This window comes from Streptomyces sp. NPDC000878 (genome assembly GCF_053599695.1).
Genome location: NZ_JBSFMT010000003.1, coordinates 52302 through 74736 on the forward strand (window position 1 = coordinate 52302; position 22435 = coordinate 74736).

Genomic DNA, 22435 nt, shown 5'->3' on the forward strand with positions numbered 1-22435 from the left:
GGCGAGGTCGACCTCCGCGGACTTGATCAGGGCGTGCGTCGCGGAGCCCGTGGCGAGAGCGAGTTCCTTGACGGCGTCCAGGGGGAGCGCCGAGGTGAGGCCCTGCCGCCGTCGACGCACTGGCGCGACGTGCGGGAGGTGGAAGCGGCCCTGCCGCGCACTTTCTCAGACCGGGTACGCGTGCGTCTGTGTCGCCTTCACCGTCGCCCAGACCTCGGCCCCCGGATGCAGTTCGAGTTCGGCGGCGGCGACCGTGGTCAGGTCCGCGGCGAGCGGCAGCTCTCCCGCGAGGTCGGCGCGGATCTGGTCGCCGTGGGTCTCCAGGCCCGCGACCTCGCAGCGCCAGAGGTTGCGGGCGCTGGCGCCGGTCGGGCGGTCGCGGTAGAGGGTGACCGCGCTCGGCGGGAACGCCACGAAGACCGGGCCGGACAGGACTTCCGTGGTGGTGATGGCGGGGCCGGTGTCGAGGCGGACGGTGTGGCCGTCGGCCTCGCCCCGGTAGAGGTTCAGGCCGACCAACTGGGCGATGTAGTCCGTACGGGGATGGCGGGCGATGTCGGACGGGGTGCCTTCCTGGACGACCCGGCCGTCCTCGACCACGACCAGCCGGTCGGCCAGCACCATCGCGTCCAGCGGGTCGTGCGTGACCAGGACGGCGACGGCCTCGAACTCGGCCAGGTGACGGCGGAGTTGGGCGCGGACCTCCAGGCGGGTACGGGCGTCGAGCGCCGCCAGCGGCTCGTCGAGGAGCAGCAGGCGCGGGTGGGTGGCCAACGCGCGGGCCAGGGCGACGCGTTGAGCCTGGCCGCCGGACAGCTTGCGCGGCTTGGCACCGGCGTGGTCCGCGAGGCCCAGGCGGTCGAGCCACTCGGCTGCCTGCGCACGTGCCTCAGCCTTGGTCGCGCCCTGGCAGCGCGGCCCGAACGCCACGTTGTCCAGGGCGGTGAGGTGAGGGAAGAGCAGGTAGTCCTGGAAGACGACGCCGACCGGGCGGGACTCCGGCGGCGTACGTTCCAACGCCATGCCGTCCAGGCGAAGACGGCCGTCGGTGAGCGGGGTCAGACCGGCGAGGGCGCGCAGGGCGGTGGTCTTCCCGGCACCGTTCGGGCCGAGCAGGGCGACGACCTCACCGGGCGCGACACTCAGCGCCACGTCGAGACGGAAGGCGCCGCGCTCGACGACGAGATGGGCGTCGAGGCCGTCGAGGGTGGTGTCGGCGGGGGCATCGTGCATGTCGGTCATCCTGCTGTCATCCAACGGTCGCGCAGTCCCGCCAGCACCGCGACGGACACGGCCAGCAGGACCAGACTGAGGGCGATGGCGGCCTCCGGGTCGCTCTGCAGCGCCAGATAGACCGCCAGGGGCATCGTCTGCGTACGGCCGGGAAAGTTGCCCGCGAAGGTGATCGTCGCCCCGAACTCGCCCAGCGCCCGCGCCCAGGCCAGTACCGCGCCGGCCGCGATGCCCGGCGCGATCAGCGGGAGCGTGACCCGGCGGAACGCGGTGAACCGGGACGCGCCGAGCGTGGCCGCCGCCTCCTCGAAGCGGGGGTCGGCGGCGCGCAGGGTGCCCTCGACGCTGATGACCAGGAAGGGCATCGCGACGAACGCCTCCGCGACCACGACGCCCGCCGTGGTGAACGGCAGCGTGATCCCGAACCAGGAGTCCAGCGACCGCCCGACGATGCCGTTGCGGCCGAGCGCCATCAGCAGCGCCACACCGCCGACCACCGGCGGCAGCACGAGCGGCAGGGTGACCAGGGCCCGGACGAGTCCGCGTCCGGGGAACTCGACACGGGCCAGCAGCCAGGCCAGCGGCACACCGATGACCAGGCTCACCGCGGTGGCGGCGGTCGCGCAGACCAGGGACAGCTGGAGCGCCTGCCACACCTCGGCGCTGGTCAGCAGCTCGGGCAGACTGCGCCACGGGGCCCGTACGAGCAGCGCGATCAGCGGCACGACCAGGAACGCCACACCGATCAGCGCGGGCACGAGCAGCGGCAGGGGAGCGCCCCGGCCGCCGCCACCGATGCCACCCGTCCGGACGCGCCGACGCCGCGGACCGCCCCGGAGGGTGTCGGTCGCGGCGCCGGACTTGTCGCTCGGGAGGGTCACGGCTTGAGGAACCCGGCCTCGGTCAGGACCTGCTGGCCCGCCGCTGACTGCACCAGGGCGATGAACGCCTTGGCGGCCTCGGTGTTCTGGGCGTCCTTGAGCTGGACGATCGGGTATTCGTTGATGGCGTTGGCGGACTCGGGGAACTCCACGCCCTCCACCTTGTCACCCGCGGCGTGCACATCGGTCTTGTAGACGACGGCCGCGTCGGCCTCCTTCAGCTCGACCTTCGTCAGGGCGGCCTTGACGTCCTGCTCGTAGGAGACGGGGGTGAGCTTCAGCTTGCTGGCGTCCAGGGCCTTCTGGGCGGCGGCGCCACAGGGCACCTCCTTGTCGCACAGCACGACCTTCAGACCGGACTTGGTGAGGTCCTTGAGGGACACGATCTTGTCGGGGTTTCCCGGCAGGGTGGCGATCTCCAGCTGGTTGCGGACGAAGGTGGCGGGTGTGCCGGTGGCGTCGCCCGCGTCCGTGACGATCTTCATCGTCTTGGGGCTGGCGGAGGCGAACACGTCCGCCGGGGCGCCGCCGGTGATGCTCGATGCGAGGGAGTCGCTGCCGCCGAAGCTGAAGGTCACCTTCGTACCGGGGTGGGCCTTCTCGAACTGCTCGCCCAGCGTCGTGAAGCTCTCCTTCAGCGACGCGGCGGCGAACACGGTCACCGTGCCGGACAGCTTGTCCGAGGCCGAGGCGGACGCGGAGGAGTCCGACTTCGCCGACGAGGAGTCGTCGGACGACGAGCAGGCGCTCAGGGTCAGCAACGCGGTGGCCCCCAGGGCGGCCACCTGCATCGGTCGGCGGGTCCGGCGCGCGGTACGGGTCATCACGGGTCCACTCCCTCTGGTCCTCACGGACACAATCGCTTCTGGTCCTGACGGACCCATACATCTGTGGTCCTGCCGGACCATCCATCTGTGGTCCTGGCGGACCATCTACGGTCTCTCGACGACCACGTTGGTCGACTTGATCACGGCAACCGCCGGAACACCGGGCTCCAGCTCCAACTCCTCAGCCGACTCGCGGCTGACCAGCGCCACCACCCGGAACGGTCCGGCCTGGATCTCCACCTGCGCCGACACATCACCGAGGATCACGTCGGTGACGATGCCGGAGAGCCGGTTGCGGGCCGAGGAGCCGGTGGACTCCCGCTCCGCCCGGTGCACCTGCCGGGCGTAGGCCGCGAGGGCCGGCCCGGGGATGATCCGGCGGCCCTGCTCGTCGCGTTCGGCGGTGAGCTTCCCGCCGTCGACGAGGCGCCGCACGGTGTCGGCACTGACACCGAGCAGGACAGCGGCATCCCCGATCCGACAGGTGTGCACGCGCTGATGATACTGCCGCAAATGCAAGGGGAAAGTCTCCTGTGGCTTCGCATGAGCCGGAACCATGATCTGAACGGTTGGCATGTGCGTTTGCACGGGACCCAGGTCCGGGTACGGTCAGTCCGGGAGGTGGTAGCCCGTGAGTCAGTCCCTCGCAGCCGCCGGCACGGCCACCGTTCCACCGGCGGAACTCACCCTCGCCGGTGACCTGGCCCGGCCGTCCCGGCTGACGGTGCCCGATCTGCTCGCCTGGCCCCAGCACGAGGCCGACGTCAGCTTCGAGTGCGCCACCAGCGGCGTTCAGCACCACCGCTTCACCGGACCCCTGCTGCACGAGGTGCTGTCGGCCGCCGGCCCCGGCTTCGACCCGGCCCGCCGCAAGGACCGCCTGCGCTTCCTGATCGCCGTGACCGGCGCGGACGGTCACCACGCCCTGCTGTCCTGGGCCGAGATCGACCCCGACTTCGGCCACGCTGCGGTACTGCTCGCGGCCACCATCGACGCCACCCCGCTCGACCGCGCCGGACCTCAGCTGGTTCTCCCGCAGGACCGCTGCGGCGCCCGGCACATCAGCGGCATCAGCGCGATCCGCGTGGACGGCGGCTACACCTCGTGGGCCTGAGGGCACCGGAACTGCGTTGCCGGAAGCGATCTAGGTAACTAGGTTCGGCCCATGGCGGATGACGAACCCACGCGTGCGGCACGGCTGCTGGACGCCCAGGCGAAGGCCGAGCGGCTCTTCACGGAGATCGAGAAGCGCGGGCTGATCGCACCGGGCGAGGGCGAGCGGGCGGTCAGCGATCAGGTCCGGGACCTGGCGAACGAACTGTTCGGCACGACCCGGCACTGGCACAAGCGGATCGTGCGCTCCGGGCCGAACACGCTGAAGCCCTACCGGGAGAACCCGCCGGACCGGGAGATCGCCGCGGACGACATCGTGTTCGCCGACTTCGGTCCGATCTTCGAGGAGTACGAGGCCGACTTCGGCCGGACCTTCGTCCTCGGCGACGACCCGGTCAAGCACCGGCTGCGCGACGACCTGCCGCAGCTCTTCGCGGCCGGCCGGCGCTTCTTCGACGCCGATCCGGAGATCACGGGGGCACGGTTGTACGCCGAGGTGGAGCGCCTCGCGAAAGAGGCCGGGTGGGAGCTGGGCGGCTGGCACGCCGGGCACCTGGTCGGCGAGTTCCCGCACGAGTGGATCGACGGCGCGGACGTCGAGTCGTACATCACGCCCGCCAACACCACACAGCTGCGGCGCACCGACAAGGCCGGGCGCCGCTGCCACTGGATTCTGGAGATCCATCTCATCGACCGGGAACGGGAGTTCGGCGGCTTCTACGAGGAACTGCTCACCCTGTGATCCCGGTCCGGTGCCGTGGACCAGCCGATGAGGGCGCCGCGCAGCGCCGCCACCAGACGGGAGGCCGCCTCGCCCTCGGTGCGTCCGCTCTTGATGAGGTCGAGGATGTCGCGGGGGTCGAACAAGGCGTTCCACAGGTACAGGGCTTCGTCACCGAGGTCGCCGAGTCCGAGGTCCTCGGTGGTCTGCCGCAGGGCTTCGGTGAGCGCCTCGGCCTGCGGGGCGAGATAGCCGGTGTTCTCGCGCAGTCGCTCCAGATAGCCGCGGTGCGAGCGCATCTGCGCCATCGCACCGCCGTGTTCGAGAACGAGCGACACCCAGTAGCGGGACACCGCTTCCAGCCGCTGCATACCGCGCGTCGTCTGCGCCGCGCTGAAGTCCCGCAACTCGGAGCCGACCTGGGCCCGGAAGGCGTGCAGGACGTCCTCGACGGAGGAGAAGTGCCGGTAGGCCGTGGCGGTGGACACCTCGGCACGCTTGGCGATCTCGGCCAGGCTCACCGGGGTCGGTGAGTTCTCGAACAACTCCGCGGCGGCCTTGATGAGTTGCCTGCGGTTGCGCTGGGTGTCACTGCGCATGGGTCGAATCCCCGTTTTCTGCATGGAGACGGCCTTCACCGAACAGTCCGACGAGCCCGAAGGCCCGCGAGGCCGTCGGCCAGACGACGGACGCCCTCGACCACGGACTGCGCGCTCGCAGCGTACGACAACCGCAGGTGTCCCTCGCCGCAGGCGCCGAACTCACTGCCCGGCCGCACGGCGACGCCGTACGTCGTGCGCAGCGCCGCCACCACCTCGGCGGACGGCAGATCGAGGTCGTACCGGGGGAACTGGTAGAACGCGCCCTCGGGGGAACTCAGCGTGAGGCCTGGGATCCTGGCGAGTTCCGTCCGCATGATCTCGCGGCGCGTCTCGTACTCCGCGCGCATCCTCGCGATGTCGGGGCCGCAGGTCTGTACGGCGACGAGCGCGGCGTCCTGGGCGACCGTGTTGACCGAGCCGTTGAAGGTGTTGTGGATGCGTGCGGCGGCCTGGATCAGCTGTGTGGGGCCCCAGAGATAGCCCACGCGCCAGCCGGTCATCGCGTAACTCTTCGAGAAGGTCTGGCAGTAGACCGTACGGTCGCGCAGGCCGTCGAGTGCGAGCGCCGAGGTGAACGGGCGGCCGGTGAAGTCCAGGTCGGCGTACGCCTCGTCCGAGATGACGAGGGTGGGTGTGCCGTCGAGCAGGTCGGCGAGTGCCTCCAACTCGCCGCGGCTGTGCACGATTCCGGTGGGGTTGCCCGGGTTGCAGAACACGAAGAGCTTCGCCCCGTCCAGGGCGTCGGCCAGCCGGTCGAGGTCCCAGTGCAGGTCGGGTGCGAGCGGGACGGGGACGACGACTCCGCCGGCCATGCTCACCAGGTCGGCGTAGAGGGAGTACGTGGGGTCGGGAACGACGACCTTGTCGCCGGGGTCGACGATGCCGAGGATCGCCGCGGCGAGACCGGCGGTGCCGCCCTGGGTGATGAGGAGGTCGGTGGGGGAGACGGGGGAGGAGGCGATGCCGGTGAGCTTCTCGGCGAGTGCTTCGCGCAGTGCCGGTTCGCCCAGCAGGGGCGAGTAGTGGGTGCGGCCGGCGCGGAGTGAGGCCTCCGCCGCCTCGGTGACCTGCTTCGGTGTGTCGAAGTCGGGTTCGCCCATGGCGAGGGAGACGAGGTCGCCTCCGGACTGCGGCTGTTGCGTCCGGCGGGAGGCGGCGGCGATCCGGGCGACGGCCGCGGCGGGTGCGAACGAGGGGGGAGTGGTGGTGACGGCGGTGGGCGGCATGCTCTCCTCCTGGAGGCGGGGCAAGGGGTGGTCAGTCCTGGGGTCCGGCGTCGGCGGGAGCGCCCGCCCAGCGGCTGATCTCCAGGTCGGCAGAGGTGTCGCGCTGCCGGGTCGGGGCGACGACGATCTCCTGGAGAACCACTCGCTGGGGGAGCGTCACCGCGAGGCGGACGGCCTCCGCGACATCCTCGGGTCGGAGCATGTGGGCGCGTTCCTCCGGGGCCGGGGGCCGGGCGCGGTTGTCGAGGATCGGGGTGTCCGCCTCGCCGGGCAGCACGGTGATGGCGCGCAGGCCCTGGTTGCGGAAGGTGTTGTGCAGGAAGGTCATGAAGTTGCGGACCCCCGCCTTGGCCGCCCCGTACGCGGCCCCGCCGAGCAGGTTGGGGTTGACGGCGGCGAGCGAGGAGACCGTGACGATCGTGCCGCCGTCGCGGCCGAGCATGTCGGGCAGCACGGCCTGGGTGAGCTGGAAGACCGCCGTGAGGTTCACGTCGAGGACCTGGCGCCATTCCTCGTGCGGCAGCCACTGCGGGTTGAGCACCGACGACGCGCTGCCCGCGTTGTTGACGAGGACGTCGACCGGGCCGAGTTCGGCGTGGATCATGTCGAGGACCCGGGTCACGTCAGTGGCGTCGGTGATGTCCGCCGCGAGGGCGAGAGCCGTCCCTCCTTCGGCGCGGATCTCCGCCTCGGCCTTGTCGAGGGGCTCCTGGCGGCGGCCGACGAGGACGACGGTGATGCCTTCGCGGGCGAGCAGACGTGCGGTCTCCAGCCCCATTCCGCTGCCGGCGCCTGTGATGAGCGCGGTCCTCGTCACCGTTCCTCCTCCATGTGAGATACTTCTATCAAGTGAGAATAGTTTCTCATGTGCTGCCGGATCAAGCGCGCGGTCCTCACCGGACGCACCGCGCCATGAAGCCGAGCGCCTCGAACGCCGCGGCCGTCGCCCGCTCCAACGCCCTTACCTCGCCCTCCCGTTCGGCGGACCGGCGTACCGAGGTCTCCCGGTCCACCCACCGGAACCGCAACTCCCGGCCGGGCCCGGCCTGCCCGAGCAGCGGGAGCGAGGCCCGGGAGGTGACGCCGACGATCGGGTAGCCGGCCGTCAGGCTCCGGTATCTGCCGAGGACGATCAGCTCGTCCGCGTGCGGGATCTGGAGCGCCCCGACCGGCACCCCGTGCGACACGATCTCCGTGTCCGAGTCCGGGTGCAGCACCGGCCCCTCGAGCCGCAGGCCGACATGGTTCGAGCGGGCGGTGACGACGTACGGCGACTCCGCGATCAGCTCACGGACCCCAGGGATCGAGCGGGCGCCGTAGCTCTCCACGACGTCGACGACCCAGGGCCCCTCCGGGCAGCGCAGGACAGGGACGGGGAGCCGGAAGAGCGGGGGAGTGAAGTGGCTGCGCCCGAATCCCCGGAACCCGGACTCCAGCAGGACCCGCGCCCCGAGAGCCTGCGTGAAGCCCATACGTGCGTCCGGAGCGGCGCTGCCCAGCAGCGTCTCCGCCGCCAACGCGCCGTGTACGGACAGGTAGTTGCGGGCGCCGACTCCCAGGTCGCCGCCCAGACGGACCTCCTGGCCGGCCGGCACGACCACCGGCGACCAGGTGTCGACGGGCGCGCCACCGACGGTGACCCGCGCGGGGGCGCCGGTCGCGGCGACCAGGACATCGGCGTCGGGCACGAACGCCAACTCGCCGCCCAGGTTCTCGATCAGCGTGGCGTCCCGAGGGTTGCCCACGAGGACGTTCGCCACGGCCGCCGAGTGCTGGTCGGCCGCGCCGCCGGTGGGGACCCCACGGCGTTCGGCGTCGCACCGGCCGAGGTCCTGGAACGTCGTGACCCAGCCCGTGCCAGTGATGTCGAGGCCCACGGTCCTCATACGGGCACCTCCTCCACCGGCAGCAGAAAGCCCGCGTCCAGCGCCGCCGCCTCGTCCCGGCTGACCGGGACGAACCGCACGATGTCACCCGTGGCGAACGACACGGGGTCCGGGCGGGAGATGTCGACGATGGTGTGCGGAGTCCGCCCCACCACCCGCCAGCCCGTCGGGCCCGGGAACGGCTGGATGATCGCGTTGGTGCCCGCGATCATGATCGCTCCGGGGGCCACGTCGGTGCGCGGCTCGGCGCGTCGGCGGACCGGCCGGGGCACCTGGAGCCCGTCCATCATCGGCGCCATCGCCGCGCCCAGCAGTGAGATCGTGAACGTGGACTCCGCGATCGCGTCGACCACTTCGGCGGGCGCCAGGCCCACCTCCTCGGCGACGGAGAGCAGATCGGGTCCCGTCTCCGCGTCGAACACGACAGGGACGGCGAACCGGAGAGCCGTGCGCGACCGCTCGGTCGGCTGCTCGGCCGGCATCCGCTCCGCCAGCAGCCGTATCGCGTACTCGATGTGCTCGGGTGCGGTCGCCAGCGCGTCGAACTCGACGAGCAGCGACTCCAGTCCGGAGACGACATCGAGTACGCCGGGCGGGCGATGCGCCAGCAACCGCTCGCGGAAGGCGACGATCGCGGTCCTGCGGATCACCGGATCGGGATGGGGGACGGTCACCATCACCGCCGAGTCCCCGAAGGGCTCGACGGCAACGGCGGGTATCTGCGCGGCGGTCATCGACACCCTCAGACCAGGGCCTTCGCCTTCTCGGCCAACACGTCCTTCAAACCGGTGACGTTGACACCCGCCGCGTCCAACCCGGCCCGCAGCGCTGTGCCGTTGGCGAGCACGGTGGGGTGGTCGCCGTGCAGCAGGAGTACGTCGACGTCGTGGCCGAGCGGTACGACGTTGCCGTCCACCGAGCGCACGGTGCCCTCCCGCACGACCTGCACGCAGCGCTCGCCGATGGCCTCCGGGTCGTAGATCAGGCCCTGTTCGTGCGAGCGCGGGACGGGCATGCCGTCGTCGCCGTAACCGCGGTCGGCGAGGAAGACGTAGCCGACGTCGAGGCCGCGCTTGTACGACTCCTCGGCGAGCAGGCCGCGTTGACAGATGACGATGTACTCCTTGTTGTACGCGGCGATCGCGTCCGTGATGGCGCGGGCGTGCTTGGCATCGGTCTGCGCTATCGAGCCCATCCGGCCGTGCGGGGCGACATGGCTGATCGTGCCGCCGTGCACCCGTGCGAAGGCGTCGAGCGCGCCGAGCTGATAGAGGATGTCGGTACGGATCTCGTCCTCCGAGGCCTCGATGAGCCGGCGGCCGAAGCCGACGAGGTCGGGGTAGCCGGGGTGGGCGCCGAGTTCGATCCCGCGCTCGACGCAGTCGCGGACGGTCCGGTCCATGATGCGCGGGTCACCGGCGTGGAAGCCGCAGGCGATGTTCGACGCGGTGACCAGGCCGAGCAGGGCCGCGTCGTCACCGATCGTGTAGTTGCCGAAGCTCTCGCCGAGGTCGGCGACGACTGCTACCGAATGGGTTGCCATGGTGTGTCTCCCGAAGTGCGGTTCGGATCAGTGGGAAGCGAGCGGCCGGCCCTTGGTCTCCCGCAGGAACGCGACGGCGACCAGGGTGATCGTCGCGGTGAGGATCGAGGCGAACGCCGGTATCAGGTTGGAGCCCGTCGACTCGATGAGTTCGGTCATCACGAGCGGGGCGCTGCCGCCGAAGATGATCGTCGAGATGCTGAACCCGATGCTGTACGCGGAGTAGCGCACGCTCGTCGGGAACATCTCGGCGAGCACGGTGTGCACCACCGCGGCGTGACCGGAGAAGGCGACCGCGAGAACGACCGTGCCGATACAGGCGAGCCCGAACCTGCCGGTGGTGATGAGCAGGAACATGGGGTACGAGACCACGCCCATGGCGACGGCGGAGATGACGAGCACGGGCTTGCGGCCGATCCGGTCCGACAGCCGCGCCATCAGCGGGATGCTGATCACGATCGCGACCAGACTGCACGCGGTGACCATGAGTGCCCGCACCATCGAGAAGTTGTGGTCGCCGAGCGAGGTCTTCAGATACGTCGGCATGTAGACGAACAGCAGGTAGTAGCCGGGGCCGTTGAGCGCCGGCAGGAAGATGGTGAGCGCGATCGCCTTCAGGTGCCGCTTGGAGGTGAGCGCCTCGCGGAGCGGGTTGCGGGCGACGCTCTTCTGCTCGCGCAGGGCGGTGAAGTGCGGGGTCTCCTCCAGTCGGCTGCGGATGTAGAAGCCCACATAGCCGAGCGGTACGGCGAGCAGGAACGGGACGCGCCAGGCCCAGGAGGTCATCGCGTCGTCGCCGAGCGTCGTGATGAGGACGGCGGAGAGGGTGCTGCCGAACATGAGCGCCACGAAGGAGCCGACGGCGATGAAGCTCATCATGAAGTTGCGGCGCGAGTCCGGGGCGTACTCGCCGACGAACGACATGGCGCCCGCCACCTCTCCGCCCGCCGAGAAGCCCTGGAGCACGCGGAGCAGGACCAGGAGGGTGGGTGCGGCGACCCCGATGACGGCGTGGGAGGGGATGAGGCCGATCGCGGCCGTCGCTCCGGAGATGAGCACCAGGAGAGTGGCCAGCAGCGTCTTGCGCCCAACCTTGTCCCCGAGATAACCGCAGATCACGCTGCCGAAAGGGCGCGCGAGGAAGCTGATCAGGAAACCGACGTTGGTGAGGAAGAGCCCTCCGGCCTCCGCCTCGCCCATGATGTTGATCGCGAGATAGGTGACGAGCAGGCCGTAGATGCCGTAGTCGTACCACTCCACGAACGAGCCGACGGCCCCCGCGACGGTGGCCTTGCGGACGACCTTGTCCTGTGCGGTGACGACGTCGACCGCTGTCTCTGAGGGATCTGTGGTGATGCCGAGCCGATCTGACGTTGCCATGGGCCCACTTCCGGGTTCGAGCCGAGATGCGACGTGAATCGCGAATGAGAATAAGTTCGCATTCTCGGGGTGGTCAAGGGGTGAGGTTGCATCCATGTCAACCTTGCGATTCCGTCGTGTTTCCAAGGTTGTCGCAGCTGGCTGGGTGGCCGCGGCCTCTTGCCCAGTGGCGTGGCGCGATGCAGACTGACACCTCGAAACGCGAAAGATTTCGCACTTCTTGGAGGGGATCCTGCGATGACCCAGGACAACGTACGTGTCACCACGGAATGGGACCGTGTCGACCGTCACGTACTCGACCAGTTCCGGGAGCACTCCGTGGCCAACCTCGGCGACGCCCTCGACCGGCTGAACATCGTCGACGGGGGCATCGCGCCCATCTGGAACGGGGCCAGGACCGTGGGCACCGCACTCCCGGTACTCACCGTCGCGGGTGACAACAAGGCCGTGATCGCCGCGCTCGAACACATCCGACCCGGCGACATCCTCGTCATCAACGCCTTCGGCTACGAGGGCCGGGCCGTCATCGGCGACAACCTCGCCCAGCGGTTCGACGTGCACGGCGCCGTCGGCGCGGTCGTCGACGGCTATGTGCGCGACGGCGCGATCATCGAGAAGCTCGGCGTCCCCGTCTTCGCACGCGGGCTGACACCCGCCGGCCCCTTCAAGAACGGACCGGGCACGATCGGCGAACCCGTCGCCATCGGCGGGGTGGTCGTCAACCCCGGCGACATCGTCGCCGCCGACGCCGACGGCGTGATCGTCATCCCCCCGCACCGCGCCGAGGAGGCCCTCGCGGCGGTCAAGGAGATCGTCGCCCGCGAGGCCGACCTGGACGCCGAGGTCGACGCACTGCGCAAGAAGGCCGCCTGATGGAAGCGGACCTGACGGGGGCGGACCTGACGGAAGCGGAAGGACGGACGGCGGGCCGACTCCGGGTCGCCGTCGCCGCGCCGCTGTCCGAGGAGAACTGCTCGCGCGTACGGCAGCTGGAGCCGAGGATCGACTTCGTCGTCGACCAGGCTCTCCTGCCCCCGATGCGCTGGCCCGCCGACTTCGCCGGCGATCCGGCCTGGCGGCGCACACCGCGACAGCAGCGCGCGTACGAGGCTCTGCTCGACTCCGCCGACGCCCTGTACGGCATCCCCGATGTGGACCCGTCGGCGCTGGCCCGCACGGTCCGTGCCAACTCGAGGCTGCGCTGGGTGCACATCATGGCGGCAGGCGGCGGGAGTCAGGTCAAGGCGGCAGGGCTCGGCGCCGAAGAACTCGACCGGGTCGCCTTCACCACCTCGGCCGGTGTGCACGGGCAGCCCCTCGCCGAGTTCGCCGTCTTCGGCGTGCTCGCGGGCGCCAAGGGTCTGCCCCGCCTGGGCCGTCAGCAGCGCGACCGCGAGTGGAGCGGTCGCTGGACGATGAACCAGGTGAGCGAGCAGACCGTGCTTGTGCTCGGCCTCGGCGGTATCGGTCGGGTCGTCGCCGCGAAACTGCACGCACTGGGCGCGAGAGTCGTCGGTACGAGCAGACGGGACGTCGATGTCCCCGGCGTGGCCGAGGTCGTGCATCCCGGCCGTCTCGTCGAGGTGGCGCCGACCGTGGACGCCGTCGTCAACACTCTCCCCGGCACCGCGGCGACCGAGCGCTTGCTCGACAAGGGGTTCTTCGACGCCCTCCGGCCCGGCGCGGCCCTCGTCAACGTCGGCCGTGGAACCGTCGTGGACGAGGCCGCCCTGATCGACGCCCTCGACTCCGGCCGGGTCGGTTTCGCCGCGCTGGACGTCTTCGAGACGGAACCACTGCCCGCCGACAGCCCCCTCTGGGACCACGACCACGTCCTGGTGAGCCCCCACACCGCCGCCCTCAACGCCGCGGAGGACCGTCTCATCGCCGAACTCTTCGCCGCCAACGCGACCCGGCTCCTCGACGGAGACGCACTGCTCAACCGGGTGAACACCGTCGAGTTCTACTGAGCGGTGCGACCGGTGAGTCGCGCCGGCCGGCTCGACAACGGGCGGAACCGTGCCGCGAGCACGGTGACCGACGAGTCCGTCACTGCCACGGCTGGAGCCGGTGACCAGGGCCGTCCCTCCGGTGGCGTCGAAGAACGGCTGGGATCACGCACGTACCCCGGCGGTCCCGGCCGGAATGCCTGGCACCGCGGAGCTGCCGGGAAGCGGGGTCCGGGCCGGGCGTTCGGCGAGGACGTCGAGGATGTTGTCGACCGCCAGGTCGGCCATGGCGGCCCGGGCGGACTCGGTGGCCGACCCGATGTGGGGGAGCGTGACCACGTGGGGCTCGGCGACCAGCGGTGACAACTCCGGTCCCATCGGCTCGCGTTCGAACACGTCGAGCCCGGCGGAGTGCAGCCGTCCCTCCCGTACGGCGTGCAGCAGGGCCTCCTCGTCGACGACACCGCCGCGCGAGGTGCTGACCAGGGTGACCGTGGGCTTCATCGCGGCCAGTTCACGGGCCGAGATCAGGTGCCGTGTCTCCTCGGTGAGCGGCACGTGCAGCGACACGACGTCGGACTCGGCCAGCAGCGTGGGCAGGTCCACCGAGGTCGACAGGTCGTCGTCGGGGGCGTAAGGGTCGTGGTGGAGTATGCGCATGCCGAAGCCGTGGGCCCGGCGGGCCACCGCGCGGCCGATCTGGCCGTAGCCGATCAGCCCGAGGGTCGCTCCATGGATGTCCAGTCCGAGGTAGTCGTGCATCCGGAACAGCCCCCAGGAGCCCGTCGCCAGAGACGCCTCGGCGGCGCCGATCCGGCGGCGGGCGGCGAGGATCAGGGCGAAGGTGAGGTCGGCGGTGGTCTCCGCGAGCACCCCGGGGGTGTGCGTGACGACGATGCCGCGCTCGGCGGCGGCAGTCCGGTCGACGTTGTCGAACCCCATGCTCGCCAGCGCGACGACGCGCAGCGAGGGGCCGGCGCCGTCCATCAGCGCGGCGTCCACCGGGTCGTTGCCCAGGGCGAGAACCCCGTTCACTCCGGGGGCGAGGGTGACGAGGTCCGAGGCGTCGGGTTTGCCGGTCCCCGGCCAGGACACGACGTCCGCCGCCTCGGAAAGACGGTGTAGACCGTGGCCGGGGAGGTTTTCACGGGTGGTGAGCACGCGGAATTTCATTTCCCGGACACTAGTGGCGACACTCGCCTGAAACAAAGAGCGGTTATGTGTGACGCTATTGCCGATCCTTATCGAAGGCCGCGATGAGTTCCAGAAACAGATCGTGCACGGCGAGTGCGGGTTCGGACAGAGGCTGATTGTCGGAGGTCACCAGTGACAATTTGACCTGGATCGTCGGATCCACGATGCGGCGTACCGGCAACGAACGGACGTCGAGAATGGCCTGCGCGGCCGACCAGGGCAGCACGGTGGCGCCCAGGCCCGCGTCCACCGCGTTGACGAGCGTGAGTGCCGACTCGACCTCGCCCACCACCTTCGGCTCCAGCGAAGCCTGCTGGAAGGCGGTTTCCACCACCTGCCGGATCGTGTGGATGCGGCTGGGGAGGAGCAGGGGCACATCCTTCAGCTCCTCCAGGCTCACCTCGCCTTCGCCCGCCGGAGCCGTCCCGCCGGGTGCCCCGATCAGGAACAGGTCCTCCGTGCGTAGTGGTTCGAACTGCACGCCCCTCAACGGGCCCGCCCCGTAGATGAACGCCATGTCCATCCGCCCGGTCATGATGGCCTCGCTGATCACGCCGCCGAAGTTCTCGTTGATGTGCAGCAGGATGTCCGGGTAGCGCTCGCGCACGCTCTTGAGCAGCGGCAACGCCAGCGCCGCGCCCAGGCTGTACGGCGCGAGGCCCACCGACACACTGCCGGCGGGAGCCCGGCCGGACACCCCGACGGCGGCGTGCGCGAGGTCCACCTGCCGCAGGATCAGCTGGGCATGCCGGTAGAGCGCCCGGCCCGCCTCGGTCGGGGCGACCCCGCGTTTGCTGCGGATCAGCAGCTGCTGCCCGAACTGCGCCTCCAGCGCGGACAGCTGCTGGCTGAGCGCGGGCTGTGCGATGTGCAGGATGTCCGCTGCCCGCGTGATGCTCCCCGCGTCAATGATCTTGATGAACGAGTACAGACGCCTGGTGTCCATGCGGGGCCTTCCACGGGGAGCGAAGCCTCATCGTAGGGAGGGGCCATCCCGAAGCACAGCCCTGGTGGGCCCCAGGTGTGCCGTGGGTCATAGCCGTTCGCGATAACGCCAGACCGAACGGATATTGGCGGTCATGTGAGCCGGGGATTAAGTTGAGCGGAACATCCAGCCCCGGACATTTTCCGGAATATCCCCGAGACGCGCTGGCATTTCCTCGCCCACATTATCTCCCGGAGGCCGTCATGACCCCCATGGTTGATCTCGTCGCCGATCTCGGCGAGGGATTCGGCGCCTATTCGATGGGCGACGACGAAGCCCTCCTGGAGATGCTGACCTCCGCCAACGTCGCCTGCGGATTCCACGCCGGAGATCCCCGCATCATGGACGCCACCGTCCGCGGCTGTACGGAGAAACAGGTCGCCGTGGGCGCCCACCCGAGCTTTCCCGACCTGGTCGGCTTCGGCCGCCGCGCGATGGACCTCACGGCGGAAGAGGTCCGTACGGACGTGCTCTACCAGATCGGCGCCCTCCAGGCGTTCGCCGTCGCGCACGGCACCCGCGTACGGCATGTCGCCCCGCACGGGCGCCTGGGCAACCTGGTCGCCGTACGCCCCGAATACGCCCGCGCCGTCGTGGACGCCGTCGCCGCCCTGGACGACTCCCTCATCGTCCTCGCGCAGGACGGCGAACTCGCCGACGCCGCCCGCGCCCGAGGACTGCGCGTGGGCATCGTCGGCATCGCCGACCGCGCGTACCGCGACGACGGGACACTCGTCCCCCGCTCCGAACCCGGCGCGGTGATCCACGACCCCGACGAGGTCGCCCGGCGCACCCTGCGCATGGTCACCGAGGGGGTCGTCCGCAGCGCCGACGGCAAGGACGTCCCGGTCGCCTGCGACACCGTCCTGCTGCACGGCGACAGCCCCGGCGCTATCGCGCTGGCCCGCCGTATCCGCGAGCAGCTCCTCGCCGCCGGTGTCGGGATCACCTCCCTCGACAAGGTGCTGAGCGAGAAGGGCGTCTGACATGAACGGCCACGTCACCATCACCGACTGCGGCGACTCCGCCCTGGTCGCCAAGGCCGTGGGCCTCGACGCCGAGGACGCCTGGCGGCTGGTCCACGCCCTCGCCGACGCCCTGGACGCCGTACGGCTCACCGGTGTCCACGACGTGGTGCCCACCTACGACGCCCTGCTCGTGGAGTTCGACAGCACCGGCACCGACCATGACACCGTCCGGCGCGTCCTGGCGCGCGAGGCAGCGCGTCTCGGCCCGGACCCCGCGCCGACGACACCTCCGCGGCGCTTCGTCGTCCCCGTCGTCTACGGCGGCGAACACGGGCCCGACCTGCCCGAGGTGGCCGCGCAACTCGGCCTGACCGAGAGCGAGGTCGTCGCCCTCCACACCGGGTCCGATCTCACCGTGCGCTGCCTCGGCGCGCCCGCCGGTGCGCCGATGACCGACGGCCCGCCCTTCCCGAGGCCGGTGCCGCGACTGGCCTCGCCCCGTACCCGCGTCGACCCCGGCTCGGTCGCCGTCGCCGGCCGGCAGGCCGTCATCTGCCCGATGCCCTCACCCGGCGGCTGGCCGCTCCTCGGGCGCACCCCCGTACGCGTCCTCGACCTGCACAGCGACCCGATCACCGCCTACCGGCCCGGGGACACTTTTCGATTCCGCCCCATCACATCCCAGCAGTGGGACGAGTACGCCGACACGTCACTGGCGGCCTGCCATGGCTGACACCCTCACGATCCGCACCGCGGGCATCGTCACCGTCCAGGACCTCGGCCGCGTCGGCCGCTCCCGCTACGGACTGCCCGCCAACGGGGCCGCCGACCAGCACTCGGCGCGCGTCGCCAACGTCCTGTGCGGTAACGACGACCGCACCCCGCTGCTGGAGATCACGGCGCTCGACTTCGCCTGCGTGCCCTCCGCCGACACCCTCGTCGCCGTGACCGGCGCCCCCGCCGACGTGACCGTCGGGGGAGTGGCCCGCTCACAGTGGGAACCGGTCTCCGTGCGGGCCGGGGAGACGATCCGCGTCACCGGCATCCGGCGCGGCCTGCGCGTCTACCTCGCCGTACTCGGCTCGTTCGAGGCGGACTACCTTCAGGGCAGCTGCGCCCCCGACACCGTCCTGGGATTCGGCCCCGCCCTGCGCGACGGCGACGAACTCGCCCTGCGCACCTCCTGCCCACCCATCGATCACCCCTTCTCCCGCATCCCGCTGTTCCGGCTGCGCGCACCCGTCCCCACGTTCCCCACCACCTGGACGATCGACGTCACCGACGGCCCCGACCGGGCCGAGTTCGGAGACACCGGACGCCGTCTGTTCGACGCCCCCTTCGGCGTCAGCCCGCAGAGCAACCACATCGGTCTGCGGCTGCGGGGCGACGTGCCCCGCCGAGTCACCCGGGGCGAGATCCTCTCCCGTGGCGTCCCCATCGGCGCCGTCGAAGTGCCCGCCGGGGACGAACTCCTCGTACTGCACCGCGGTCGTGGTGTCACGGCCGGCTACCCCGTCCTCGCCGTCGTCACCGCCACCGGACTGTCCGCCCTGGGGCAGGTCCGCCCCGGACAGACCGTCCGCTTCCGCCACCGCACCCTCGACCAGGCGGTCACCGCCCACCGCACCCAACGCCACGCCGTCGACGCCCTGAGAACCCGTGTGTGTACGGCCTTCGACGCCCTGCGCATCCGCGCTCCCCTCGGCAGCTGAGGCCCTCCCCGGGCACTCGCTCAGCAGCCCCATTCGCCCGCCCGCACGAAATACGAAACCTCCCCGCACGGAGCCGCACGTCCCCCGTCCCCAGCCTGCTCCCAGACAGAGGAGAGCCATGACCGCCGTGGCCGCCCAGCCAGTCCCCAACACCGTCGACCCCAGAACAGCCCGCAAGGTCACCCTCGCGGGATGCGTCGGCATCTTCGCCGAGCTGTACGACAACGGCATCTTCGGCTTCATGGCCGGAACGCTCGCCGCCGTCTTCTTCCCCGGCTCCGACAACGCCATCCAGCTCGTCTTCCTCGGCTACGCCGTCTCCTTCTTCTTCCGCCCCCTCGGCGGCATCATCTGCGGTCACCTCGGCGACCGCATCGGACGCCAGCGGATGCTGGTCTTCGTGATCATGCTCATCAGCGTCGCCACCGCCGCCATCGGCGTCCTGCCCACCTACGCGAGCATCGGCATCGCGGCCCCCGCCCTGCTGATCCTGCTCCGCGTCGCCCAGGGCTTCTCCGTCGGCGGCGAGGCGTCCGGCGCGATGAGCTTCCTCGCCGAGCACGCCCCCGAGGGCAAGCGCGGCCTCTACACCAGCTACGCCCAGATCGCCTCGTTCCTCTCCCTGCTCACCGGCACCCTGATCGCCGCCGCCCTGACCAGCGGACTCGGCACCGAACGCATGGAGTCCTGGGGCTGGCGCATACCGTTCCTGCTCGCCGTCCCGCTCGGCATCACCGGCATCTACATCCGCAAGCGCATCAGCGACACGCCCAACTTCACCCGCCTCAAGGAAGAGGGCGGCCTGTCCGAGAACCCCCTCAAGGAGGCGTTCACCTCCGCCGAGCACCGCCGCGCCATGCTGCTCGCCCTGTTCATCCCCCTGATGAACGGCTCCGGGTACTACGTCCTGTTCGGCTACATGCCCACCTTCATGAGCAGCGAGCTGGACTTCAGCAAGGTCCAGGGACTCCTCGTCACCGCGTCCAGCCTGGTCGCGATCTGTATCGCCATCCCCTACATGGGGCGCCTCTCCGACCGGGTCGGACGCAAGAAGGTCATCGCCGGCGCCGCGATCGCCATGGCCGCCATCGGCGTCCCCTGTTACCTCCTGATCGGCACCGGCAACGTCGCCCTCGCCGTCCTCGGCGCCTGCGTCATGGCCGTCGTGTTCGCCGGGCACACCGGCGTCATCCACATCCTGCTCGTCGAGCTGTTCCCCACCCGGGTGCGCTACTCCGCCTACGGCCTGGGCTACAACGTCTCCGCCGCACTGTTCGGCGGCACGGCACCCCTGCTGATGACCTACCTCATCGACCGCACGGGCAACGTCAACATGCCGGCCTTCTACGCCGTCCTCACCGCGCTCGGCACCCTCGTCGCCGTCTCACGGGTGAAGGACCGGGCCCACCTGCCCCTGCGCGACGCCTGACACACCCCCGGCACCCGGCACCCGCACACCCCCCACCCCGCACACCAAGGAGCACATCAGCATGCCCATCTCCGACTACAGGACGGCCCTCGTCACCGGAGCGTCGACCGGCATCGGAGCCGTGGTCGTCGAGCGACTCGCCAAGCGCGGCCTGGAAGTCCACGCCGTGGCCCGCAACGCCGAACGGCTCGACGCCCTCGCCGACGCCACCGGCTGCGTCCCGCACGCCGTCGACATCACCGACACCGAGGCGCTCACCGCCGCACTGGGCGGCCTGGAGATCGACGTCCTCGTCAACAACGCGGGCGTCTCACGCACCGGCAACATCCTGACCGCCGACGCGTTCGCCGTCGACGAGCAGGTCGCCGTCAACATCCAGGCCGTCCTGCACCTCGTACGCCTGCTCATGCCCGGCATGGTCGAGCGGGACCTCGGACACATCGTCAACATCAGCTCCATCGCCGGCGTCTACAACTTCGGCGGCAACACCATCTACCACGCCACCAAGGCGGCGGTGCACACCCTCTCCCGCCAGCTCCGCGTCGACGGCTACGGCCGCCGGATCCGCGTCACCGAGATCTGCCCCGGCCGGGTGGAGACGGAGATCTTCGGCCGTCTCCTCGGAGACATGGAGGAGGCCCAGCGGCAGTTCTACGACGGCTACGAGTCCCTCAAGCCCGAGGACATCGCCGACTCCATCGAGTTCGCCGTCGACGCGCCCCGGCACGTCAACCTCGGCCACATCGAGATCCTGCCCACCTTCCAGGTCCCCGGCGGCCTCAACTTCGAGCGCCGCGAGGGCTGAGGCCATGCCTGCGAACATCGCCGAGCGCGTACGCCGTATCAAGCCCTCGCCCAGCACGGCGGCGGCGCAGCGCGTACGCGAACTCAAGAGCCAGGGCCTCACCATCCTCGACCTGACCGTCGGCGAGCCCGACTTCGACACCCCCGACCACGTCAAGGCCGCCGCGATCGAGGCCATCGAGGCGGGCGAGACCAAGTACACCCCCGTGAACGGCACCCCCCGGCTGCGCGCCGCCATCACCGGCAAGCTCCGCGCCCGCCACGGCATCGACTGCACCGACACGCAGATCACGGTCGGCGGGGGAGCCAAGCAGGTCATCTTCCTCGCCCTGATGGCCACGCTGGACGAAGGGGACGAGGTCGTCGTCCCCGCCCCCTACTGGGTGTCCTATCCGGACATGGTCCGGGCGAACGACGGCACCCCGGTCGTCGTCGACTGCCCCGAGACGGACGGCTTCAAGCTGACGCCGGAGCGGCTCGGGGCGGCGATCACCGTGCGCACGCGCTGGGTCGTCCTCAACACCCCGGGAAATCCCACCGGATCGGCCTACTCCACCGCCGAACTGCACGCGCTCGCCCAGGTGTTGCTGGCGCACCCGCACGTGAGCGTCCTCACCGACGAGATCTACGACGAGATCTGGTATCGCGAGGAGTCCGCCCCGTCCCTGGCCGCCGTCGAACCCCGCCTGGCCGAGCGGGTGTTCCTCACCAACGGCGTCTCCAAGACGTACGCGATGACGGGTTGGCGCCTCGGATACGGGGTCGGCCCGGCGGACCTGGTCACCGCGATCAACACCCTCCAGTCCCAGACCTCTTCCTGCCCGTCCTCCGTGAGCCAGGCCGCCGCCGCTGCCGCGCTCACCGGACCGCAGGACTTCGTACAGGACACCGTGCGCGTCTACCGCGAACGCCGCGACGCCACGGTCAAGCTCATCAACGACGTTCCCGGGCTCAGCTGCACCGTCCCCGACGGGGGCTTCTACCTCCTGGTCAACTGCCGTAGCGCCATAGGGCAGTTGACGCCAGCGGGGAACCCGATCCGGAACGACGAGGACTTCGCTCTCCATCTGCTCGACAGCCGCCAGGTGGCGGTGATCCACGGAACCGCGTACGGCGCGCCCGGCTACTTCCGTATCTCGTTCGCCACCTCGACGGACGTCCTCACCGAGGCATGCGCGCGCATCGCGACGGCCTGCGCCGAACTGTCCGCCACCCCCACCGTCTGATTCCCTCCGTCTGAAAGGCCGTCATGATCCGCGTCAGCACGAAGTTCGAACGGCCGGACGCCGCTCTCGTCGAGCAGCTGAGCGCCTTCTCCTCGGCGACGATCCACGAGGCACAGGGCCGCCTCGGGGCGCTGGACTCGGCCATCAAGCCGGTCGACCACCGTATGTCCCTGTGCGGCCCCGCCTTCACCGTCCAGTGCGCACCGCGCGACAACCTCATGCTCCAGACCGCCATCGCCTACGCCCGCCCCGGCGACGTCGTGGTCGTGTCCGCCGGCAACTACGAGGAGGCGGGCTCCTTCGGGGACGTCCTCGCCAACGCCTGCCAGGCCAAGGGGCTCGGCGGCCTGATCACCGACACGGGCGTCCGGGACACCGAGGACCTGCGCGCCCTCGGCTTCCCCGTCTTCTCCCGCAGCGTGTCCATCAAGGGCACGGTCAAGGAGACCGTCGGACCGATGTGCGAGCCGGTCACCGTCGGCGGCGTACTCGTCCGCCCCGGCGACGTGATGCGGGCCGACGCCGACGGCGTGGTCGTCGTACGCCGCGAGGACGCCGCGCAGGCGGTCACCGCGTCGCAGGAGCGGGTCGACGCCGAGGCCGGGTACATCTCCGCGTACCGGGCGGGCAGGACAGTCGTCGAGATGTGCGGTCTCGCGCCGCTTCTCGCCGCGAAAGGGCTGGTGATCGAGGACGAGTGACAGGGCGGCGCCCGGCCGGGCGGGCATGACCCGGTCCGGCATCGGCACTCATCCT

24 protein-coding genes are annotated in these 22435 nt (G+C 70.5%); 11 read left to right on the forward strand and 13 right to left on the reverse strand.

Annotated features, from left to right (window positions below):
* Nucleotides 1–165: 165 nt before the first annotated feature.
* The 4 genes from ACWDR4_RS03825 to ACWDR4_RS03840 all read right to left on the reverse strand — a co-directional run bounded on the left by ACWDR4_RS03825 (nucleotide 166) and on the right by ACWDR4_RS03840 (nucleotide 3433).
* Nucleotides 166–1242: an ABC transporter ATP-binding protein gene (locus tag ACWDR4_RS03825; RefSeq protein WP_450403493.1), complete on the reverse strand. Its 1077-nt coding sequence runs from the start codon at nucleotides 1240–1242 to the stop codon at nucleotides 166–168.
* Nucleotides 1239–2114 (reverse strand): molybdate ABC transporter permease subunit, encoded by an 876-nt coding sequence (modB, locus tag ACWDR4_RS03830; RefSeq protein WP_450403495.1) that lies wholly within the window; start codon nucleotides 2112–2114, stop codon nucleotides 1239–1241. The genes ACWDR4_RS03825 and modB overlap by 4 nt, the downstream gene beginning before the upstream one ends.
* Nucleotides 2111–2938: a molybdate ABC transporter substrate-binding protein gene (modA, locus tag ACWDR4_RS03835; RefSeq protein ID WP_450403497.1), complete on the reverse strand. Its 828-nt coding sequence runs from the start codon at nucleotides 2936–2938 to the stop codon at nucleotides 2111–2113. Before modA ends, modB begins: the two co-directional genes overlap by 4 nt.
* Before the next feature lie 108 nt (nucleotides 2939–3046).
* Nucleotides 3047–3433 (reverse strand): TOBE domain-containing protein, encoded by a 387-nt coding sequence (locus ACWDR4_RS03840; RefSeq protein ID WP_450403500.1) that lies wholly within the window; start codon nucleotides 3431–3433, stop codon nucleotides 3047–3049.
* A gap of 139 nt (nucleotides 3434–3572) precedes the next feature.
* Between ACWDR4_RS03840 and ACWDR4_RS03845 the strand changes: the two genes are divergently transcribed.
* Both ACWDR4_RS03845 and ACWDR4_RS03850 read left to right on the forward strand, forming a co-directional pair.
* On the forward strand, nucleotides 3573–4055 hold the full coding sequence (locus tag ACWDR4_RS03845) for a molybdopterin-dependent oxidoreductase (RefSeq protein ID WP_450403502.1): 483 nt from the start codon (nucleotides 3573–3575) through the stop codon (nucleotides 4053–4055).
* Between the two features lie 51 nt (nucleotides 4056–4106).
* Nucleotides 4107–4796, forward strand: coding sequence for a M24 family metallopeptidase (locus tag ACWDR4_RS03850; RefSeq protein ID WP_450403505.1), 690 nt, complete (start codon nucleotides 4107–4109; stop codon nucleotides 4794–4796).
* Here the strand turns inward: ACWDR4_RS03850 and ACWDR4_RS03855 are convergent.
* The 7 genes from ACWDR4_RS03855 to ACWDR4_RS03885 form a co-directional block, all read right to left on the reverse strand.
* Nucleotides 4772–5374 carry a TetR/AcrR family transcriptional regulator gene (locus ACWDR4_RS03855; protein WP_450403507.1) on the reverse strand — a complete coding sequence of 201 codons (603 nt, stop codon included), beginning with the start codon at nucleotides 5372–5374 and terminating at the stop codon, nucleotides 4772–4774. The two genes, ACWDR4_RS03850 and ACWDR4_RS03855, sit on opposite strands and share 25 nt — an antisense overlap.
* Before the next feature lie 35 nt (nucleotides 5375–5409).
* Complete coding sequence (locus tag ACWDR4_RS03860; protein WP_450403509.1) at nucleotides 5410–6603, reverse strand: pyridoxal phosphate-dependent aminotransferase; 1194 nt, start codon at nucleotides 6601–6603, stop codon at nucleotides 5410–5412.
* 31 nt (nucleotides 6604–6634) lie between these two features.
* The gene (locus ACWDR4_RS03865) at nucleotides 6635–7420 is read right to left on the reverse strand and encodes an SDR family oxidoreductase (RefSeq protein ID WP_450403512.1); all 786 of its coding nucleotides are present in this window, start codon (nucleotides 7418–7420) and stop codon (nucleotides 6635–6637) included.
* Nucleotides 7421–7496: 76 nt separating this feature from the next.
* Complete coding sequence (locus ACWDR4_RS03870) at nucleotides 7497–8489, reverse strand: 5-oxoprolinase subunit C family protein (protein WP_450403515.1); 993 nt, start codon at nucleotides 8487–8489, stop codon at nucleotides 7497–7499.
* Nucleotides 8486–9223 (reverse strand): 5-oxoprolinase subunit B family protein, encoded by a 738-nt coding sequence (locus tag ACWDR4_RS03875; RefSeq protein ID WP_450403517.1) that lies wholly within the window; start codon nucleotides 9221–9223, stop codon nucleotides 8486–8488. The genes ACWDR4_RS03870 and ACWDR4_RS03875 overlap by 4 nt, the downstream gene beginning before the upstream one ends.
* Nucleotides 9224–9231: 8 nt before the next feature.
* Nucleotides 9232–10032, reverse strand: a complete 801-nt coding sequence (locus tag ACWDR4_RS03880; RefSeq protein ID WP_450403519.1) for a LamB/YcsF family protein — start codon at nucleotides 10030–10032, stop codon at nucleotides 9232–9234.
* Between the two features lie 27 nt (nucleotides 10033–10059).
* A complete protein-coding gene (locus ACWDR4_RS03885) occupies nucleotides 10060–11412 on the reverse strand; it encodes an MFS transporter (RefSeq protein ID WP_450403521.1) in 1353 nt (450 codons plus the stop codon).
* A gap of 237 nt (nucleotides 11413–11649) precedes the next feature.
* On the opposite strand from ACWDR4_RS03885, the gene ACWDR4_RS03890 reads away from it, so the two are divergent.
* A complete protein-coding gene (locus ACWDR4_RS03890) occupies nucleotides 11650–12285 on the forward strand; it encodes an RraA family protein (protein WP_450403524.1) in 636 nt (211 codons plus the stop codon).
* Complete coding sequence (locus ACWDR4_RS03895) at nucleotides 12285–13382, forward strand: D-2-hydroxyacid dehydrogenase (RefSeq protein WP_450403526.1); 1098 nt, start codon at nucleotides 12285–12287, stop codon at nucleotides 13380–13382. Before ACWDR4_RS03890 ends, ACWDR4_RS03895 begins: the two co-directional genes overlap by 1 nt.
* Before the next feature lie 144 nt (nucleotides 13383–13526).
* Here the strand turns inward: ACWDR4_RS03895 and ACWDR4_RS03900 are convergent, their stop codons facing one another.
* Both ACWDR4_RS03900 and nac read right to left on the reverse strand, forming a co-directional pair.
* Nucleotides 13527–14534, reverse strand: a complete 1008-nt coding sequence (locus tag ACWDR4_RS03900; RefSeq protein ID WP_450403528.1) for a 2-hydroxyacid dehydrogenase — start codon at nucleotides 14532–14534, stop codon at nucleotides 13527–13529.
* Between the two features lie 55 nt (nucleotides 14535–14589).
* Nucleotides 14590–15501 (reverse strand): nitrogen assimilation transcriptional regulator NAC, encoded by a 912-nt coding sequence (gene nac, locus ACWDR4_RS03905; RefSeq protein WP_450403529.1) that lies wholly within the window; start codon nucleotides 15499–15501, stop codon nucleotides 14590–14592.
* A gap of 242 nt (nucleotides 15502–15743) precedes the next feature.
* On the opposite strand from nac, the gene ACWDR4_RS03910 reads away from it, so the two are divergent.
* The 7 genes from ACWDR4_RS03910 to ACWDR4_RS03940 all read left to right on the forward strand — a co-directional run bounded on the left by ACWDR4_RS03910 (nucleotide 15744) and on the right by ACWDR4_RS03940 (nucleotide 22380).
* Nucleotides 15744–16526 carry a LamB/YcsF family protein gene (locus ACWDR4_RS03910; RefSeq protein ID WP_450403531.1) on the forward strand — a complete coding sequence of 261 codons (783 nt, stop codon included), beginning with the start codon at nucleotides 15744–15746 and terminating at the stop codon, nucleotides 16524–16526.
* Between the two features lies 1 nt (nucleotide 16527).
* The gene (locus ACWDR4_RS03915) at nucleotides 16528–17241 is read left to right on the forward strand and encodes a 5-oxoprolinase subunit B family protein (protein ID WP_450403532.1); all 714 of its coding nucleotides are present in this window, start codon (nucleotides 16528–16530) and stop codon (nucleotides 17239–17241) included.
* Nucleotides 17234–18220: a 5-oxoprolinase subunit C family protein gene (locus ACWDR4_RS03920; protein WP_450403535.1), complete on the forward strand. Its 987-nt coding sequence runs from the start codon at nucleotides 17234–17236 to the stop codon at nucleotides 18218–18220. Before ACWDR4_RS03915 ends, ACWDR4_RS03920 begins: the two co-directional genes overlap by 8 nt.
* Nucleotides 18221–18338: 118 nt before the next feature.
* Complete coding sequence (locus ACWDR4_RS03925; RefSeq protein ID WP_450403538.1) at nucleotides 18339–19649, forward strand: MFS transporter; 1311 nt, start codon at nucleotides 18339–18341, stop codon at nucleotides 19647–19649.
* A gap of 61 nt (nucleotides 19650–19710) precedes the next feature.
* A complete protein-coding gene (locus ACWDR4_RS03930) occupies nucleotides 19711–20454 on the forward strand; it encodes an SDR family oxidoreductase (RefSeq protein ID WP_450403541.1) in 744 nt (247 codons plus the stop codon).
* A gap of 4 nt (nucleotides 20455–20458) precedes the next feature.
* On the forward strand, nucleotides 20459–21679 hold the full coding sequence (locus tag ACWDR4_RS03935; protein ID WP_450403543.1) for an aspartate transaminase: 1221 nt from the start codon (nucleotides 20459–20461) through the stop codon (nucleotides 21677–21679).
* Between the two features lie 23 nt (nucleotides 21680–21702).
* Nucleotides 21703–22380 carry a 4-carboxy-4-hydroxy-2-oxoadipate aldolase/oxaloacetate decarboxylase gene (locus ACWDR4_RS03940; RefSeq protein ID WP_450403544.1) on the forward strand — a complete coding sequence of 226 codons (678 nt, stop codon included), beginning with the start codon at nucleotides 21703–21705 and terminating at the stop codon, nucleotides 22378–22380.
* Nucleotides 22381–22435: the final 55 nt, after the last annotated feature.